Origin of the sequence: Collinsella sp. AF14-35, from assembly GCF_003464565.1 — a bacterium.
GTDB lineage: Bacteria > Actinomycetota > Coriobacteriia > Coriobacteriales > Coriobacteriaceae > Collinsella.
The window spans coordinates 1-17,191 of the sequence record NZ_QRZD01000028.1; the positions used below are offsets into that span (position 1 = coordinate 1).

At 61.6% G+C, this 17,191-nt stretch carries 13 protein-coding genes and 1 tRNA gene; 12 read left to right on the plus strand and 2 right to left on the minus strand.

What is annotated here, in order from left to right:
• Window positions 1-210: 210 nt before the first annotated feature.
• Window positions 211-909 (minus strand): DUF5710 domain-containing protein, encoded by a 699-nt coding sequence (locus tag DWW12_RS08385; protein WP_117855715.1) that lies wholly within the window; start codon window positions 907-909, stop codon window positions 211-213.
• Between the two features lie 406 nt (window positions 910-1,315).
• On the opposite strand from DWW12_RS08385, the gene DWW12_RS08390 reads away from it, so the two are divergent.
• A complete protein-coding gene (locus DWW12_RS08390) occupies window positions 1,316-2,329 on the plus strand; it encodes a hypothetical protein (protein WP_117855716.1) in 1,014 nt (337 codons plus the stop codon).
• 362 nt (window positions 2,330-2,691) lie between these two features.
• Here the strand turns inward: DWW12_RS08390 and DWW12_RS08395 are convergent.
• A tRNA-Val gene (locus DWW12_RS08395) sits at window positions 2,692-2,766 on the minus strand.
• A gap of 230 nt (window positions 2,767-2,996) precedes the next feature.
• Here DWW12_RS08395 and DWW12_RS08400 point away from each other — a divergent pair.
• The 11 genes from DWW12_RS08400 to glmM all read left to right on the plus strand — a co-directional run bounded on the left by DWW12_RS08400 (window position 2,997) and on the right by glmM (window position 17,068).
• Complete coding sequence (locus DWW12_RS08400; protein WP_117855717.1) at window positions 2,997-3,881, plus strand: hypothetical protein; 885 nt, start codon at window positions 2,997-2,999, stop codon at window positions 3,879-3,881.
• A gap of 11 nt (window positions 3,882-3,892) precedes the next feature.
• Window positions 3,893-4,729, plus strand: coding sequence for a hypothetical protein (locus DWW12_RS08405; RefSeq protein ID WP_117776669.1), 837 nt, complete (start codon window positions 3,893-3,895; stop codon window positions 4,727-4,729).
• A 13-nt stretch (window positions 4,730-4,742) separates the two neighbouring features.
• On the plus strand, window positions 4,743-5,729 hold the full coding sequence (locus DWW12_RS08410) for a hypothetical protein (protein ID WP_147345485.1): 987 nt from the start codon (window positions 4,743-4,745) through the stop codon (window positions 5,727-5,729).
• Window positions 5,730-5,731: 2 nt separating this feature from the next.
• Window positions 5,732-6,529 (plus strand): hypothetical protein, encoded by a 798-nt coding sequence (locus DWW12_RS08415; RefSeq protein WP_117855719.1) that lies wholly within the window; start codon window positions 5,732-5,734, stop codon window positions 6,527-6,529.
• A 60-nt stretch (window positions 6,530-6,589) separates the two neighbouring features.
• Complete coding sequence (locus DWW12_RS08420) at window positions 6,590-7,339, plus strand: signal peptidase I (RefSeq protein WP_117855720.1); 750 nt, start codon at window positions 6,590-6,592, stop codon at window positions 7,337-7,339.
• Window positions 7,332-9,023 (plus strand): hypothetical protein, encoded by a 1,692-nt coding sequence (locus DWW12_RS08425; RefSeq protein ID WP_117855721.1) that lies wholly within the window; start codon window positions 7,332-7,334, stop codon window positions 9,021-9,023. The genes DWW12_RS08420 and DWW12_RS08425 overlap by 8 nt, the downstream gene beginning before the upstream one ends.
• 69 nt (window positions 9,024-9,092) lie before the next feature.
• Window positions 9,093-11,339 carry a DUF2357 domain-containing protein gene (locus DWW12_RS08430; RefSeq protein WP_117855722.1) on the plus strand — a complete coding sequence of 749 codons (2,247 nt, stop codon included), beginning with the start codon at window positions 9,093-9,095 and terminating at the stop codon, window positions 11,337-11,339.
• Window positions 11,339-12,043, plus strand: a complete 705-nt coding sequence (locus DWW12_RS08435) for a signal peptidase I (RefSeq protein WP_117855723.1) — start codon at window positions 11,339-11,341, stop codon at window positions 12,041-12,043. Before DWW12_RS08430 ends, DWW12_RS08435 begins: the two co-directional genes overlap by 1 nt.
• A 125-nt stretch (window positions 12,044-12,168) precedes the next feature.
• A complete protein-coding gene (locus tag DWW12_RS08440) occupies window positions 12,169-13,191 on the plus strand; it encodes a DMT family transporter (protein ID WP_199570766.1) in 1,023 nt (340 codons plus the stop codon).
• Window positions 13,192-13,340: 149 nt separating this feature from the next.
• Window positions 13,341-15,653 (plus strand): DUF4012 domain-containing protein, encoded by a 2,313-nt coding sequence (locus DWW12_RS08445; protein WP_117855725.1) that lies wholly within the window; start codon window positions 13,341-13,343, stop codon window positions 15,651-15,653.
• Window positions 15,654-15,736: 83 nt separating this feature from the next.
• Complete coding sequence (gene glmM, locus DWW12_RS08450) at window positions 15,737-17,068, plus strand: phosphoglucosamine mutase (RefSeq protein WP_117759782.1); 1,332 nt, start codon at window positions 15,737-15,739, stop codon at window positions 17,066-17,068.
• Window positions 17,069-17,191 lie beyond the last annotated feature (123 nt).

A 17,191-nucleotide genomic window follows, 5' to 3' on the forward strand; every position in this document is an offset into this window, starting at 1 on the left:
GCGACGGACCTCGGGACGCTCTTACACCACGTCTGCGCGCGCCACCCCCTCGAGCAAAGCTGCCGGGTACTTCTGCCTCTGGGCGGTAGCTTGCTGCCAGAAGTGCTCACCGGTCCCCAAGCTTGGGGTTATAGCTTACGGACAGGCAACTCATCTACCTGCGTATACTCGATTTTCGAGGAAATCTGGACTCGATTTTCGAGCTTTGCCCTACAGGTAAATCCCCTCGCATAGGGTCTTGTGGAACTGGGTGTGGTGGTCGCGTGCCCAGGTAAAGAGCGCCTGGTCAAAGTTGTCCTGAGCGGCGGGGATGCCAAAGACGCCGGCGACTTCCACGCGCACAAACTCCAGCGCGGGCAGTTTGTTGATGGCCGTGAGCGCAAACGGCGACGTGGGCTCCTCGAACAGGTAATGGCTGCCTTGCAGCGCGCCGCAGGCGGTGCAGGTGCTGGCGAGCGATACGGTCTTGGTGGTGCGCGACGTTACGGGCTTGTAGCCGCAGCGCTCGCGCAGGTAGTCGCGGATCTCGGCCGGCACGCAGCCCAGTGCGGGGACGATGGCTATGGCGTTGGCGCGGGCGGTGTCGATCGCAATGTGGCCCGCATCGACCATGGCGGGCGCAGTGCTGGGCGCAGCCTTGCTGCCCGAGTCCTCGGCCACCCGATACGGAATGCCAAAGGCCGCGACCGTCGTCTGCTCGTGGCACTTCCAACATTCGCGCTTGCCCAGCACCAGGTAGATGTAGGGCGTGCTGGGGTCGGAGCGATCCACGCCGGGCAGCCACGCGGCAAAGGGCTCGGGGTTGACGCCATCGGGCACGTACCAGATCTTCTTGGCCCGGTCCCACTTGGCGCCCAGGGCCTTGGCCTTGTCTTTGTGCGAAAAGGGAACATCGAGCTCGGTGCGCATGGCGGCTCCTTTGTGCGGCTTGCGGTGCATGTGCTCCAAGGATACCCCAGCGGCGAGTGTGTGGTCGCTAAACGAGCACTTCGACCGCCCGAGAAGCCGCGGAGCATTTTGGCGAGGGTGCACCGTCAAGTAAATGGGCAAGCAAATGGTCAGCTTTTGGTCAGTTGAGCGGCAACCTTGCCAAAAGCTTGACGGATTTGCATTTAGACGTCGACGAATGAACACTTTGGTTGCGCCGCGGCAAAAAACTGCTGGTCGTTTGCCGAAAACTCGCCAGGACCGCCAGCGGCCGCCGACGCGCGTGCTATCTTCGCGCCATGGGTTCTTTATCGTTTCACATAACGCTGCGTTGGCGCTTTTGGCGCACCTGCCGAACCCTCGTTTTGGGGATTCGGAACCAGAGGTCGTGTCGATTGCAGGTGCCTGTGCGCTGTTGGACCAAGAGGCGCAGGATTTTATCGATCGCTATGATCTGGGGATCCAAACGCTGGATTTGCTGGTGCCATCGCGTGCCGACCGTCGGCAGAGCAAGCATGTTAAGACGCACCTGTGCACCAACGAGCTCCCGGCGGGCTCGTTTATCTCGCTGGGCCACTGGATGGGCGGCCTGGATGCGTATGTGTGCTCCCCCGAGCTGGCGTTTGTGCAGGTTGCGCACGACAGCTCTGCGGCCGAGGCTATCTATGCCGGCTATGCCATGACATCGAACTACCGGTTGGATAACCTTGCTCCCGGTGGGGTGACAAGCAGGGATGGGGGCATGCGCGATGGCAGGCTCACGACGAAGGAGCTCATTGCGGCGTATATCGAGGCGTCCCCAAAGGTAAGGGGTCTCGCGAAGGCAAAGGCGCTGCTTGCGTATGTGATCGAGGGATCGCGCTCTCCGAGGGAGTCGGGGCTGTGCATGTTTATGTCGCTGCCTGCGCGCTACGGCGGGTATGCATTGGGCAAGGCCGAGCTCAACAAGAAGGCTTTCATTCGCGATGGACTCAACGATGGGCGCGAGCGCAAACTGCGCGTGTTGGAGCGCACGCCCGACATTACGCTTACGGCTAAAGTCGAGGTGGGCAGGGATAAAGTAAAGGCCGGGCTGCTGCCAGAGGTGCTGACCGCGATGGTCGACTACGACAGCGATGCCATTCATGACGGCCGCGAGAAGATCCACAAGGATGCCGAGCGCCGCAACGAGTTGGAACTGCTTGAGGGAGTAGCGTATTTTACTGTGACAACCGACCAAGCAAATGACTACGACAAGCTCGTTCGGCTGTGCGAACGCATCCGACGGAAGCTGCATCGGAATAAGCGCCCCATCTTTAACAAGGCGATGAGTGCAGAGCAGCGATATTTTGCCCATGCGCGTGCCGAAACGAAGCGATTTTGGCTCTGGCAAGCCGTTATCGATGCGCATCAGTATTGGTAGGGGCGGTAACAGGGGGTTAGAATTAGCGGCCATATATCCAGATCTAATACTTTTCCCGAGAAGTGAACGAGCCAGAATGGACCCCCGAAATATCGACACTTTTAGGGGCCCGTTTCCTGCGGTTTTGCTGCTGGAATCCTGCGGTTTTGACGTCAAAAAGTGTGGATGCTCCAGGGGTCCAAATAAGCTCGTTCACTTCTCGGGAAAAGTATTAGACCTCAATTTAAAGAGGGTTACTTATATGTGACTGCGAGACCCATTCGGGTTTGATCGTGGCGATTGCTGGGGCTGTTTGGGCGCTTTGGGCTCGGTCGCCGTAAAACAAAACAGCTCAGAGGCGAAGCCTCTGAGCTGCGAACATTTGGTGGGCGTTAGAAGATTTGAACTTCTGACCTCTTCCGTGTCAGGGAAGCGCTCTCCCCCTGAGCTAAACGCCCGATCAAGGGTGCGCGAGTGCGCAGGAAATAATATAACGGAGCTCCCGCCCAGTGGCAAGAACTATTTTTTAAAAAGCGGCGATTTGCGACCCTATCCGCCCCGATGCAGCGCGAAGGGCACGCGAAATATTCCGTTTGTACCCCCGATGAACTGCACGTTCGCGTAAAATAACTCCATTATGGGCAAATGATGTCCAGGCGGTTTACAACACGGCATCTGGGGGAGGGGCATGTCGGACGCGCGTTCGCTGCAAAAACAGTTCAATCGCATGCTCGCCACGTTGCTGGTGGCGCTTGCTGCTGCCGGAGCCGTAACGTATGCCTGGTACATCTATAACGCCAACCGCCACATAACCGACGTCAAGATGGCGGCGGGCACGGGCGTGACCTTCCTTATCTCCAACGAGTACGACGGCGAATACAAAACCAACGCCGGCCTGAGCTTTACGGGTCTGCTCGATCCCGTCTCGACCGACAACGTGCTCAACGGCTTTCAAAAGGTAACGGGCTTTACCGGTGGAACCACCCAGGACTCGCTCTTTGCCAACATGTTTGGTGCCGCCGAGCATTCCGACTACTACAAGACTTCCCTGTACCTGGCTACCAACTCGGCCGCGACCGACGTGTACCTGTCGGGTATCGACTTTACCGAGCAGGATCCGGCAAACCCCATCTCCACCGCCCTGCGCGTGGGACTGGTTACCTATGCGTCAGGGCAGGGCGATACCGTGACGGGCCAGTACGTCTTTGAGGTCTCGGGCGAGCACAATCCCCAGGCGCGCTACAACACGCTCGACGGCAAGGATGCCGGCGAGAGCGAGCAGAACCACCTGGTGGTCGACAGCACCCGCTCCGATGGAACAACGGTTCATTTTGACCAGCTGACTAGTGCAAACTTCTGTGACTACAACGAAGACATCGGCATCGTGAGCCTCAAGGAGGCCACGACCAAGATCTGCAGCCTGCCCGCCGCTGCCGAGGGCGCCAACCGCAGCACGCCCGTGCGCGTGGATGTGTACGTGTGGCTGGAAGGCTGCGACCCCGACTGCACCAACAACCTGGCCGCCACCAGCCTGCAATCGCTGGCGCTGCGCTTTGCCGGCAAGCGTTCGTAAGGGGGCTGGACATGAGTGCATCGAACATCAAAGACATCCTGGGTTCGCGCCGTCGCATGGTTGCCGCGGCCGCATGGATGTTGGTGCTGGTAACCGCCTTGAGCGCCGCCACCTACGCCTGGTTTAGCAACTCGCGCTTCACCAACGTGACGCCCGTGGTGCACACGGTAAGCGACGAGGGCTCCGACCTGCAGATTGGCCTTTCGGCCAACGGGCCCTGGGACACGACGGCAACGCTTGCCGCCGCCGACAAGACACTCTATCCCATCTCGACGGCAGACCTTTCCCGCTTTTGGCGCGGCACGTTCCAAAACGCCGCCGGCGTTACGACCGACTACGCCGACTGCACCGCGCAGCTGGACGACTACGCCCTTTCGGGCACGCTGTACCTTAAGGGCAGCGATAGCGCGCTCAACGTGTACTTGTATCAGGGGCAGATGAGCGTGACGAGCGATCCGCAACTGCTGGCCGCGCTGCGCCTGGGTCTGGTCATTACAACCCAGTCGGGTACACAAATGCATATCTTTACCTGCGACGACCTGGGCAACACCTCGGGTGCCACCAGCAGGCGTACCACCGCGCAAGACGGCGTGGTCGTAGCGGTCGGTGCCTCGGGCTGGACTTACACCGACGACCCCGCGCGCGCCATAAGCGCCTACAGCATGGACGGCACTGGCGACACGCCCACGGCGCGCGCAGGTGCCACGCCCATCTGCACGCTGGCCGCCAACGAGGTGGCAAGCGTTCGCTACGTTGTGTACATGGAAGGCTGCGACGCCAATTGCATCGACGAGGCCCAGGCCCGCGATGTGGTGCTGCAGCTTGCCTTTGCCGCGGCCAAGGCATAAGGGGGTGAGCGACGTGAAAGATCAGAAGCGCATGCCAGCAGATAGCTGCGAGGCCAAAACCCAGAGCGAGAGCCCCGCGGTCCCCTCCGGCGCGACCGCCGAGCGCTCGCAGCCCGAAGGTGCCTCCGCCCGCCGCCACGCTCGCCACGCGCGTGCCTACATCGCGCTCGTTATGGTGGCGCTCGCCGCCACCTTGGGCGCCGCGACCTACGCCTGGTTTACCAACAACATGAAGGTCAACACCAATTCGGTGAGCGTGCACAGCGACACGTCCAAGCTGGTGCTGGAGCTGGGCGACGCCGATCGCGGCGGCTGGTCGCAGCAGGGCGATGTTTCCCTGACTTCCAATGCGACTGGCGCCGTGACGCTCTATCCGGTCTCGACCTTCGATCTCAACGGCTTTGCTGCCTGCGCGCAAAACAACTCCGCCGGCGATGCCACGGTGTTTGAGCAGGCAAAAGACAACGGTTCCGCGTTCTACCACGGCTGGATCAATCTGCGCCCCACCATTACCGGAACGGGCGCCAGCAAAGTAAAGGGTAAGGTCAGCTTGTATCTGGCCGAATCGCTGGTCCCGCAGGGCGCCGATGCCGAGCTGCTGCGCGCGGCCCGCGTGGGCATAAAGATCTCGAGCGGCAACCAGGTTCTTGCCACCAACATCTTTGAACTCGACGGCTCCGATAGTGGTCACCGCGCCGAGCACCCGGCGACTGCCCCTGCAGGCCTGGCGGGCTACACCGAGGGCATGCTCCTGGGCTGGCAAAACGGTCAGCTCACCTGCGGCGCCAACGTGACGCAGGACCCGGCCACCTTTACGCTGGACACGAGCGAGACGGCCGCGCGTCCGCAAAACACGCTTGCCGCGCTGGGGCTTGACCAGACCTATCGTTTGGATATCTATTACTACATCGAGGGCACCGATCCCGATAGCGCCGACTATCTCTATCAAGATCCGGGCACCTTGCACCTGTCGCTCTTTGCGACCTTGGACGGTGAGTAGCAATGGCACACGTCGCGCCCGACAACCGCCGCCCGACCACCGGCGCTCCGGTTGCCGCGCCCACCGATATCGACCTGCGCCGCAAGCTCACCACCACCGTGGTGCTGGTGCTGTTTGCGCTGGTGGCGATAGCCATGGCAACGTTCGCCTGGTTCTCCATCGCCGATAGCGCCAAGACCCGCATGCTCATGATCGACGCCAATGCCGACGGCTCGCTGCGCTTTGACCTGGACGAGCGTGCCACGTTCGACGAATACGTGCACAGCCTGGGCTTCGATCAGATCTCGGAGCGCATCGCCAGCGAAAAGGGCGTGGACATCGATGCGTCCAAGCTCAAGCCCGTCACCACGAGCGACTATCAGACCTTTACCTTCGAAGACGGTTCCACTGCCGATCCCGCCACCGGTGCCTACCTGGAGTTCACGCTGCACTTTATGAGCAGTACGGACCTGCGCGTTCGCCTGACCGGGCAGGATGGCGACGGCGGCGTGTCCGGCACGCGGTTCAGCTCCGACACGCAGGGCATGGCAAGCGCCATGCGCATGAGCTTTACCGCCGACGGTCATACTTGGGTCTACAACCCTAACGGGGGCGGCGGTTCATCTGGCTCGGCCACCGTCTTTGGGCTCGACTCGGGCGAGGCGACCGCGGCCAGCGACATGTTCGACCTGATAACAGAAACGGACAAGCCGGTAACCGTTCGCATATGGCTCGAGGGAACGGACCCAAATTGCACTAATATGCTAAAGGGAGCTAACTATTCGGTTTCGATGCGCTTCGAGGGCATCGAGGAACAGTAGATACGCACGGCGGCCATCGGGCCGCGCACGACCTAGACAGACACGGTAGTAAGGGACATCATGCAATCTGTTAAAAAAGTCGCATCCATCGCGCTGAGCGTTGTCATGTGGATCATCATCCTGGTGGCGGCCCTGTATGCGTTTACCACGCTCGCCACGCGCGAGGACGGCAGCGTCTCGGACATCGCCGGCTTCACCCCGCTCGCCGTGCAGTCCGACTCCATGGCTCCCACGTTTAACAAGGGCGACCTCATCTTCATCAAAAAGTGTGACACCTCCAAGCTCGAGGTGGGCGACATCGTGACGTTCCATACCATCATCGACAACGAGTACGCGCTCAACACGCACCGCATCGCCGCCATCGACGAGGTCAACGGCATGCGCAGCTTTACCACCAAGGGCGATAACAACGACGTGGCCGATACGCACATCATCAGCGACGGCGATATCGTGGGCAAGTACCTGTTCGCGCTGCCGCAGATGGGCAAGGTCATGGACTTTCTGTCCAGCTCCATGGGCTTCCTCATTGTGATTGTCCTGCCCATGCTGCTGTTCTTTATCTACCAGGTGTATCACCTTATCGTGGTGGGCATGAACCTTAAGCGCGCCATGGCCGAGGAAGACCGCTTGGCCGCCGCGGCTGCCATCGTGGATGCCGAGGGCAAGGGTGACACCGCCACCGTTGCCGCCGATAACGCCGCCGAGCAGCTCGCCCAGGCCGAGGCCAAGCTCGAGGAAGCCCGTCGTCTGAAGGCCGAGGCCGAGGCGGCGATGAGCGCGACCAAGCAGGAGGGTACCGACGGTGAGTGAGTTTCTGGGATTTGCCTGGGAGCTGCTGGCAAAGGTCGTCTATAACGTCGTTGCCGTCGTGAGCTCTATCCTCAACCTGCTGGTGTTTGGCTGGGTTGAGTACTTCAACATCTTTATGACCTACTTCACCACGTTTGACCTGGTGGGCAAGATCGGCGCGGTCATTCTGTTTGCCATGCTCATCGCGGTCCCCGTGCTGATCGTGGCCATCCTGGTCCACCGCTACCGCATCAACCGCCGCCTGCATCGCGACGACACGTCCAACAAGGCGCTCTATCGCGAGATCGGCCGCCTGAACAAGCAGGTGCTCGATCTTATGGACGAGAAGAACAAGCTGCTGGCGCTCAAGGTCAACGCCATGGGCGGTACCAAGCAGATTCCGTACGTGGGCGCCTCGGCTCTTGCCGACGATCACCTGCCGACGGTGGGCAACGTGGTGGGCGCCGCTGCGGGCGCGCCTGCGGGCGAGGGCGCCACGGCTGCCGTGGTGTCGGGCAACGCGTCGCTCGCGCTCGATGGCGCGGGCGTCAAGGACGCCGCAGCCGCCATGGCCAAGGCCACCGTTGAGGCCAAGACCCTAGCCGAGGAAAAAGAGATCGCCCAGGCCAACCGCTTTCCCAAGCTGTCCCTCGTGGACCTTAAGTACCGCGACTGGGAGTCGCCGGCCTACGACGATGCCATCTCGCTCGAGGACTTTGTCGACAGCTTCCGCGCGTTTGCGTGCAGCCAGATGAAGCTCTACTACACGCCCGAGATCATCCGCCGCTTTGTGGCCGGCATGGCCGCCTCCAAGCTGCTGATCCTGGAGGGCATCTCGGGTACCGGTAAGACGTCGCTGCCCTACAGCTTTAGCCGCTACTTGGACAACCCTGCGACCATCGTTTCGGTGCAGCCGAGCTTCCGCGACCGCACCGAGGTACTGGGCTACTTCAACGAGTTTTCCAAGCGCTTTAACGAGACCGAGTTCCTCCGCGCCGTGTACGAGGCGGGCCTGCGCCAGGACCCGTCCATGATCGTGCTCGACGAGATGAACCTGGCCCGCGTGGAGTACTACTTTGCCGAGATCCTGTCGGTGCTCGAGATGCCCAGCCACGACGAGTGGGTGCTCGACCTGGTGCCTACCCAGTGGGCCGCCGACCCCAAGGGCCTGCACGACGGCAAGCTCACCATCCCCGACAGCCTGTGGTTTATCGGCACGGCCAACAACGACGACTCCACCTTTACCATCACGGACAAGGTGTACGACCGTGCGATCCCCATCGAGCTCAACGAGCGCGCCGACGCGTTTGAGTGCGAGCCGCACGAGCGCGTGCACGTGACGGCCGACCACCTGCAGTACCTGTTCCAGAAGGCCAAGGTCGAGTACGTGATCGACGAGGAGCTGCTCCAGAAGATGCACAAGCTGGACCAGTACCTGCAGACCCGCTTTAAGCTGGCCTTTGGCAACCGTATCATCAAGCAGATGTACGACTTTATCCCCGTGTACGTGGCGTGCGGCGGCACCGAGCTGGGCGGTATGGACTACATCATCGCCCGCAAGGTGCTCAAGAAGTTTGAGTCCATGAACGTGAGCTTTGTGCGCGACGAGATGAAGGGCCTGATCGAGTACATCGAGAAGACCTTTGGCGAGGGCGGCCTGCCCGATTCCGTCATGTACCTGCAGCGGATCCAGAACTTCTACTAATGCTGTAAGTGCGGGGCGGCGTGATGTCGCCTCGCCCCTTTCCGATCGATCCAATCTATGGAGTAACCCATGTCCGAGACCATTCAGGACCTCTATACCAGCTTCTCCGAGCAGATGGAGCCCATCCAGGAGGACAGCCGCTACTTCCGCTATCTGTTTGAGATGGCGCAGGCCTCGGGCACCACGATCGAGCAGCAGCGCGAGGAGCTCGTCAAGGTGGTGGACGAGGAATGGATCAGCATGATCGAGGACTCGCTCGACGCCATCAATACCATTATCGAAAAGCCACGCCGCTTCATTACCACCGAAGAAGAGGTGGTGCCGGTCTCGCTCGCCAAAAAGATCAGCGCCGACAGTGTTCGCCATCTGAGCCAAAACACGCAGTTTTTGGCGCCGAGCGACGACGGCGGTGTTCATCCCACGCGCATCCTCAATGTCAATACCGTTGAGACCTACGACCTGTACGAGAACCGCTTTATCTACCACCTGATTCAGCGCCTGCTGACGTTTGTGGACAAGCGCACCGACGTCATCTTTTGGTCGACGGGCAACGAGATCCGCAACCGCTTTAAGATGCACAGCAAGATCGACGATGCGTACGAAGAGATCGAGTACAACGTCGAGATGACGGTCAAAAACCGTCAGAGCTTTGCCGAGAACGACGCCGACAACATGGACGTCTTTATGCGCATCGACCGCGTGCGCCGCCTGGTCATGGCGCTGCGCGGTGCGTCGTTTTGCCAGATCATGAACGGCTGTAGCGCGGTTCGCAGCCCCATCCAGCGCACCAACCTCATCATGAAAGACCCCAACTACCGCAAGTGCTACCAGCTGTGGCAGTTTATGGAGCGCTACGACAAGGTGGGATACAACATCGACGTGCAGCAGCGGGCGCTGGCGTTCGATGACGAGTACATGGTGCAGATGTACACCAACCTCATCAACAACTACACCGTCTTTAAGAGCCTGACCGACGACGAGCGCAACCTGCAGGAGCTCGAGAGCGTACAACACGCGCCGGTTGCGCCCAAGTTCATCAAGAAGATCAAGGAGGTGCAGGTCGATAGCCCCGACCTGCCCGACGTTGAGGTCCGGCGCGTGTTTGTGGAGGAGGTCACGCAGGCCCAGCTCGATGCGGAGCAGGCGCTGACCGAGGCCTGCGAGCAGATTGAGGAGCTGCAGGGGCAGCTTACGTCCTGGAAGGTTCAGGCGCATGCGCTGACCGACGAGCGCGACGACTTGGCCGACGAGCTGGACGAGGCCAAGACGCGCGAGCTGGCGTTGACGCAGCGCGCGCAGATGGCCGAGGCTGATGTTGAGGAGCTGCAAGGTTCGCTGGAGGATGTCGAGGCGGGCAAGAAGGCTGCCGAGGCCGACGCTGTCGAGGCGCGTGAGACCGCGGCGGCGCAGCTTGAGCAGATGCGCGCCGAGGCCGATGCCGAGGTGGCTGCCGCCCGGGCAGACGCGGACGCCAAGGTTGCTGCCGCCGAGCAGGCGGCTTCCGAGCAGGTCGCGCAGGTTAAGAGCGATGCTACTGCGGCCCTGGCCGCCAAGACGGCTGCCGACGCTGCCGAGCTGCAGGCCACCAAGGACGCCGCTGCGGCCGAGCTCGCCGCCGTGCGCGAGGCCTCTGCCAAGGAGATGGCCGAGCTGCATGCCAAGTTGGACGCCGCCAAGCTGCAGATCGAGGAAGTGCAGCTGACGGCCGAACGCGATGCTCGCGCCGCGCAGGAGGCGGCCGACGCCGCGGCAGCCGCAGCGGAGCAGGCGCTTGCCGACACCGTTGCTGCGGCCGAGGAGAAGGTTTCCGCCGCTCAGCAGGCTGCCGATGCCGCGATCGATGCCGCCCACGCGGCCGCCGATTCTGCCGTGGAGCAGGCCGCGGTGGATGCCGGCGAGAAGGTCGCCGCCGTCGCTGCCGAGCGCGATGCCGCGACGCGTGCCGCTGAGGAGGCCCGTGCCGACGCCGACGAGCGTATCGCCGCAGCCGAGCTTGCGGCAGGGGAGCGCATCGAGCAGGAAGTCGCCGCCGTCCGTGCCGCTTGCGAGCGCGAGGTCGAAGCTGCTCGCGCGGAGATGCAGCAGCGCCTGGACGCGCTGGCGCAAGAGCTGGAGCGGGCCGAGCGCAACCGTGAGCGTGCCGAGCGCCGTGCCGAGGGCAACAGCCTGTCGCGCTATCTGCTGGCCCGCTTGCGCGGCGAGGCTGGCGAGGGCGTGGTCGCCGCGCCTGACGAGGATGGCGCTTCTGCGGCGGATGCCACCGAGGGCGAGGTCGCTGCCGACCCCGAGACTTCCGCAAAGGACGACGACAAGTGATGAAGCACGTGCTCCGCGTGATCAACGTGCTGGCGACCGTGGTGATCCTGGTCGCCTTTGTGGTGTTGCTGCGCACGGTGTTCACGCCCGCCGGCGAGATCCCCACCATCATGGGCTATGGCTTTATGCGCACGCTGACCGGTTCGATGGAGCCGGCGATTCCCGTACACTCGTTTATCGTTGTCGATACCGACAACGGCCAGGCCTACCAGGTGGGCGACATCATCACCTTCCATTCGTCCGATGACGCGCTGGAGGGTTCGCTCAACACGCACCGCATCGTTGCCGTGGAGGCCGCCGCCGACGGCGCCCCGATCTACCGCACCAAGGGCGATGCCAATCTGGTCGAGGATGCCGCGCCCGTGCCCGCCGCCGACGTGGTGGGCCGCGTGGTCTTTGTCTCGGCGGGACTGGGCGTGGTGGTCTCGCTGCTCACCAATCCGCTGCTGTTCTTTCCGCTCATCGTGGTGCCGCTGATCGTGCTGCTGGTGCTCGAGATTCGCCATATGGTCAAGACAACGCAAGAGGTGGCGCGTGCTGAAGACGAGGCTGCCCTGCGCGCGGCTGTGGAGCAGATTCGCGAAAAGCGCCGCCGCGAGCAGGAGAGCCAGGACAGCGCCAAGGAGCAGGGCGACGGTGAGGATGCCCAGGGAAGCGCGGAGGCCGACCTCGGCGCCCCAGACGATTCCAACCGCTCGGCATAGCTTATCCGCGCCTTTCGTCCTTGCAATTTGGATGCTCGTAGATGTTCCGAATCGCCCGCATTTCCATATCAATATTCGTGCTACTGTTTGAGCGCTTTGTTGCCAATTGATTTCGGGGGAGTGGAATGGAACAGGAGCGCACAGCGCAGCGTGCACGTAAAAAGGCTTCGGTGCCGATGACGGCGGCGGCCGATTTTGTCGTGCCCGAGGGAACTGACGAGCTGAGCCGCAGCACCCGCCGCGCATGGCGCGACCGCCTCAACGATGCCCAGACGCGCAAGATGGCCCTGGGCACGCTCGCCGCGTTTGCCGGCGGCACGTTTTGGGGTTTTTCTGGCACCAGTGCCAGCTACCTCTTTGACGTGTGCCATATCGAGACATTTTGGCTGATGAGCGTGCGCCAAGTTATCGCTGGCCTGCTCTTTATGTTCGTCGTGCTCAGAAAAGATCGCGACCGCCTGGTCAGGCTGTGGACCACCCCTGCCGATCGCAAGCAGCTCATCCTATTTACAATCTTTGGCCTGCTGTTCAACCAGCTTTGCTATCTGTCAGCCGTGCGTCTGACCAACGCGGGCACCGCGACCGTCTTTCAGTGTCTGCAGCTGGTGGTAGTCATGGGGTATGTCTGCGTCACCGCGCATCGACTGCCGCGCACGCGCGAGGCGCTTGGCATTTTGCTCGCTTTGGGCGGAACGTTTTTAATTGCCACGGGCGGCGACCCTAGTACGCTCAGTATCTCGCCAATGGGCCTGCTCGCGGGCCTTTTGTGCGCAGTGGGCGGTGCCTGCATAGCAATCATCCCTGCCGGAATCCTCAACAAATACGGCAGCTCGGTCGTCACGGGCTCGGCCATGCTTTCGGCGGGAATCGTGATGAGTATCTTTACCCAGCCGTGGGCGCATATGCCGGCGCTCGGCCCCTCGGGTGTCGGCGCGCTCGCGATATTTATTGTGGTGGGGTCGTTCTTCGCCTATATGTTCTACATGCAGGGCGTTAAGGAGATTGGCTCGGTGCGCGCGAGCCTCCTTGGAACCATGGAGCCGGTTTCGGCCACCATCACCAGCGCCCTTATGCTGGGAACGGTGTTTTTGCCCACCGACCTGGCGGGCTTTGCCATGATTATCGCGATGGTGTTTTTGACGGTGTAGCTGGCGCCGCCGCCAGGACGGAAAAGGTGTTGTGCCGCATTTTCGCCAATTGATGTCCGTGTCTGGAGTTTAGCTGTCGATGCTCAAAATGCCATAAACTAGTAACGTTATGGACTTTTTCATTGCGACTCAATTGCGAGGATTTCTTTATGGCTGGTAATCACTTTAAGGGCAGCGATAGCGGCCGTCCTGCAGTTCCGCCGCGTCCGAACGGGGCTGGTAAGGCCGGCACGCCGGGCGGCGCTGGACAGGGCGGTTCCGGTAAGCGCGTGTCCCCGGGCGAGACGGCGATGTTTACCGCTCTGTACGAGCAGTCTCAAAAGGCAAAAAAGACCGGCCGTGCAAGAGGGAATGTCTTTGCGGGCGGTGCAACCTCCGCGTCGCAGCCGAGCGGGGCTCCTTCGGTACCTGCGAACAACGCAGGTGCTGCCAACGCCGCAAATGCCGCCGGCAACGTTAATGCCGGCAAGGCCGCCAACAATACTCCCTCTGCCGGTGGCGCGGGGCTTACGGGTAACCTTGGCACGATTTACACCGGTGCCTCCGAGACTGGCACGTTCGCCCGCCTGGATGATAGCGGTGCCGAGTTTGCGGGCTCGGGTTCCAAGGAAGATTATTACGATTTTGGCTTGAACTACGGTAGCGACGCTTCGTCGAGTTCGACCTCTGACGGTCTGGTCCGTCATCGCCATCGCAAGGGCGAACGCAAAAAGCGTCACACCGGCGCCATTATTGCCGCTGTAGTCGCGGTGCTTCTCGTTGCGCTTGGCGCAAGCGGCTTTATACTGCTTAACTCGGCAAAGACCGTAAAGAGCGAAGCGAAGGAGGCTGTCGAGATCGTCGGTGGCCTTAAGGACAAGGTCACGTCGGGCGATTTTTCGACGCTGCCTGACGACGCGAAGAAGATTGATGAGCTTTGCGACAGCATGAAGGCGGAGACCTCGAGCCCGCTGTGGACGGCGGCTTCGTTTATCCCGGTGTATGGCAGCGACATCAATGCGGCCCGCACCATGATCGACGCCCTGTCCGATGTCTCGAGCAATGCGCTGGTTCCCATGGCCGATAACCTTTCGCAGGCCACGCCCGGCAAGCTGTTTCAGGACGGCATGATTAACGTGTCCGCGCTGCAGGCGGTCGCCGATTCGCTTTCCAGCAGCTCGAAGGTGTTCAAGAGCGCCAACGAGAAGATCCAGGGCATTGGCGATACTCATATTTCCCAGGTGACCGAGCTGGTCGATAAGGCCAAGGACGGCTTTGCCACCCTCAACGGCGCGGTTGACGCGGCGGAGAAGGTCGCCCCCGTCCTTCCGCAGATGCTCGGCGCCAACGGCCAGACGCGCAACTACCTTGTGTACGCCATGAACAACGTCGAGATTCGTGCCTGCGGCGGCTTTGGCGGTTCGCAGGGCCTGATTTCGGTCACCGACGGCCAGATGTCGATTGGCGAGTTTGTTCCATGTATTGCGCTTGGCAAAGAGGAGGCGGTTGAGAGCGTCGACGAAGAGGACGAGGCACTGTTTGGCGACCACAGTAACCTGTACAACTCTGGTAACGCGTATTCGCCCGATTGGCCCCGCAACTCGCAGCGTGTCGCCGCGCTGTGGAAGTCCCAGTATGGGCAGGACGTTGACGGCGTCGTGGGTATCGACCCGGTGTTCCTGCAGTATCTGCTGGGCCTCGTCGGTAATGTCTCGCTGCCCGACGGAACGGTTGTCGACGGCACCAACGCCGCAAAGGTCCTCATGCACGATGTGTACTGGAACTATCCGGTCGAGGAGTCTGACGGCATCTTTGCATCCGTCGCCAGCGCTGCCTTCGACAAGATCCTTGGCGGTATCGGCGATGTCGATGTTACGAAGCTTGTCAGCGCCGTTGAGCGCGGTGCCGAAGAGGGCCGCCTGATCGCGTGGATGAAAAACGATGACGAGCAGAACGCTATCAAGGAGATGAACATCGACGCCTCGCTGCCCGATCCGGATGACCCGAGTGAAGATCCCGTTGCTGGTGTCTACTTTAACAACCTGAGCTTCTCCAAGCTCGACTGGTACCTGAATGCCGATACGCAGATTGGCCAGGGCATCAAGAACGGTGACGGCACATGCTCGTATCGCATCACCGTTACCCTGACGAACATCATGACGCAGGAGGAGGCAGGCAAGCTGCCCGACTACGTCGCGGCGAGCGCGCCCGATGCCGCGCGCGACGACGAGCGTCTGAATGTCTCGTTGTTTGCCCCGACGGGCGGCAACATTACTGATTTGACCGTCGAGGGCACTCAGTTTGGTCTTGGTGCCGCTACGTGGCATGGAATCCCCTTCTATTCGGGCACCGTTGACCTGCATGCTGGCGAGACGACGACGATCACGTATACGCTGACCACGTCGGCCGAGGCGGGGGACAAGCCGCTTACGCTGCGTCAGACTCCTACATGCCAGGCGGCTCGCGACAGCGCGTCGGCGTAGGGTTTTTCTGGTAGCGCAGATAATCGAGTACCATTTTGGGGCGGACAGGCAATCTGTCCGCCCCTATTTTGTAAGGAGAGCGCATGAAGTACTTTGGCACCGACGGCTTTCGCGGTGAGGCCAACGTTGGGCTGACGGTAGAGCACGCTTATAAGATTGGCCGTTTTGTGGGCTGGTATTACGGCGCCAACCGCGAGCGAAAGGCGCGCGTGATCGTGGGCAAGGACACACGTCGCTCGAGTTATATGTTCGAGGCGGCGCTGGTGAGTGGCCTGGTCGCGAGCGGTGCGGACGCCTATATGCTGCACGTGATCCCCACGCCGGGCGTAGCGCATCAGACCGTGGAAGGCTGCTTCGATTGCGGCATCATGATCAGCGCGAGCCACAACCCGTTTTGCGATAACGGCATTAAGCTCGTCAACAGCGACGGTTTTAAGATGGACGAGGACGTACTGGAGCTCATCGAGGACTACATCGATGGCAAGAGCGAGGTGCCGCTGGCCACGGGCAACCACATCGGCGCCACGGTGGACTACATGCAGGGGCGCAACCGCTATATCGCCTCGCTCATTGCGAGTTCGAATTTTTCGCTACAGGGCGTCAAGATCGGTCTCGACTGCGCCAACGGCTCGGCGTCCTCGGTGGCCAAGCCGGTGTTCGACGCGCTGGGCGCCGACGTGCGCGTGATCAACGCCGCGCCCGATGGCTTTAACATCAACGTCGACTGCGGCTCCACGCATATGGAGCGCCTGCAGCGCCACGTGGTGGAGCAAGGCCTGGACGTGGGTTTTGCCTATGACGGCGATGCCGACCGCTGCCTGGCCGTGGATGAGCGCGGTCGCGTGGTAGACGGCGACCAGATCCTGTACGTGTGCGGCGTGTATCTGAACAAGCACGGTCGCCTTTCGGGCGGTACCGTGGTGCCGACGATCGCCAGCAACTTTGGTCTGGTCAAGTCGCTGGAGCTTGCCGGACTGAGCGCCGTGACCAGCGGCGTGGGCGACCGTCACGTGTATGCCAAGATGCGCGAGGGCGGCTACAGCCTGGGCGGCGAGCAGACGGGCCATACGATCTTTGGCGATATCGAGCGCACGGGCGACGGCATTATGACCTCGCTGCGCGTGATGGAAGTGATTCGTGCCGAGCGCGAGACGCTCTCGCAGCTCACGGCTCCGTGCAAGCTGCTGCCGCAGGCGCAGGTTGCCGTGCGCGTAGCGGATAAGGACGCCGCGCTCGAGAACATGGGCGTGCAGAACGCCATCGCCGAGGCCGAGACTGCGCTGGCAGGCGAGGGCCGCGTGCTCGTGCGCAAAAGTGGAACCGAGTCGGTGATTCGCGTTTTGGCCGAAGCGCCCGACCAAGCATCCGCCGATGCTGCCATGAAGCGCATCGCCAACGCGCTCGAGGCTTTATAGCTACGCGGTTTTACCAAACCGCGTAGCTGCTCGACGCTGCAAACGCCCCTAAGCGGCAATCTGGCGTTCAATTTCAAGGGCGCGACCAGAAGGTCAGCGCCCTTTCATTTCACGTTATCTTGC

Coding starts and splice junctions, on each gene's coding strand:
- DWW12_RS08385 (WP_117855715.1), bottom strand. CDS start 909: ATGCGCACCGAGCTCGATGTTCCCTTTTCGCACAAAGACAAGGCCAAG.
- DWW12_RS08400 (WP_117855717.1), top strand. CDS start 2,997: ATGTCGGACGCGCGTTCGCTGCAAAAACAGTTCAATCGCATGCTCGCC.
- DWW12_RS08405 (WP_117776669.1), top strand. CDS start 3,893: ATGAGTGCATCGAACATCAAAGACATCCTGGGTTCGCGCCGTCGCATG.
- DWW12_RS08415 (WP_117855719.1), top strand. CDS start 5,732: ATGGCACACGTCGCGCCCGACAACCGCCGCCCGACCACCGGCGCTCCG.
- DWW12_RS08420 (WP_117855720.1), top strand. CDS start 6,590: ATGCAATCTGTTAAAAAAGTCGCATCCATCGCGCTGAGCGTTGTCATG.
- DWW12_RS08430 (WP_117855722.1), top strand. CDS start 9,093: ATGTCCGAGACCATTCAGGACCTCTATACCAGCTTCTCCGAGCAGATG.
- DWW12_RS08435 (WP_117855723.1), top strand. CDS start 11,339: ATGAAGCACGTGCTCCGCGTGATCAACGTGCTGGCGACCGTGGTGATC.
- DWW12_RS08440 (WP_199570766.1), top strand. CDS start 12,169: ATGGAACAGGAGCGCACAGCGCAGCGTGCACGTAAAAAGGCTTCGGTG.
- DWW12_RS08445 (WP_117855725.1), top strand. CDS start 13,341: ATGGCTGGTAATCACTTTAAGGGCAGCGATAGCGGCCGTCCTGCAGTT.
- glmM (WP_117759782.1), top strand. CDS start 15,737: ATGAAGTACTTTGGCACCGACGGCTTTCGCGGTGAGGCCAACGTTGGG.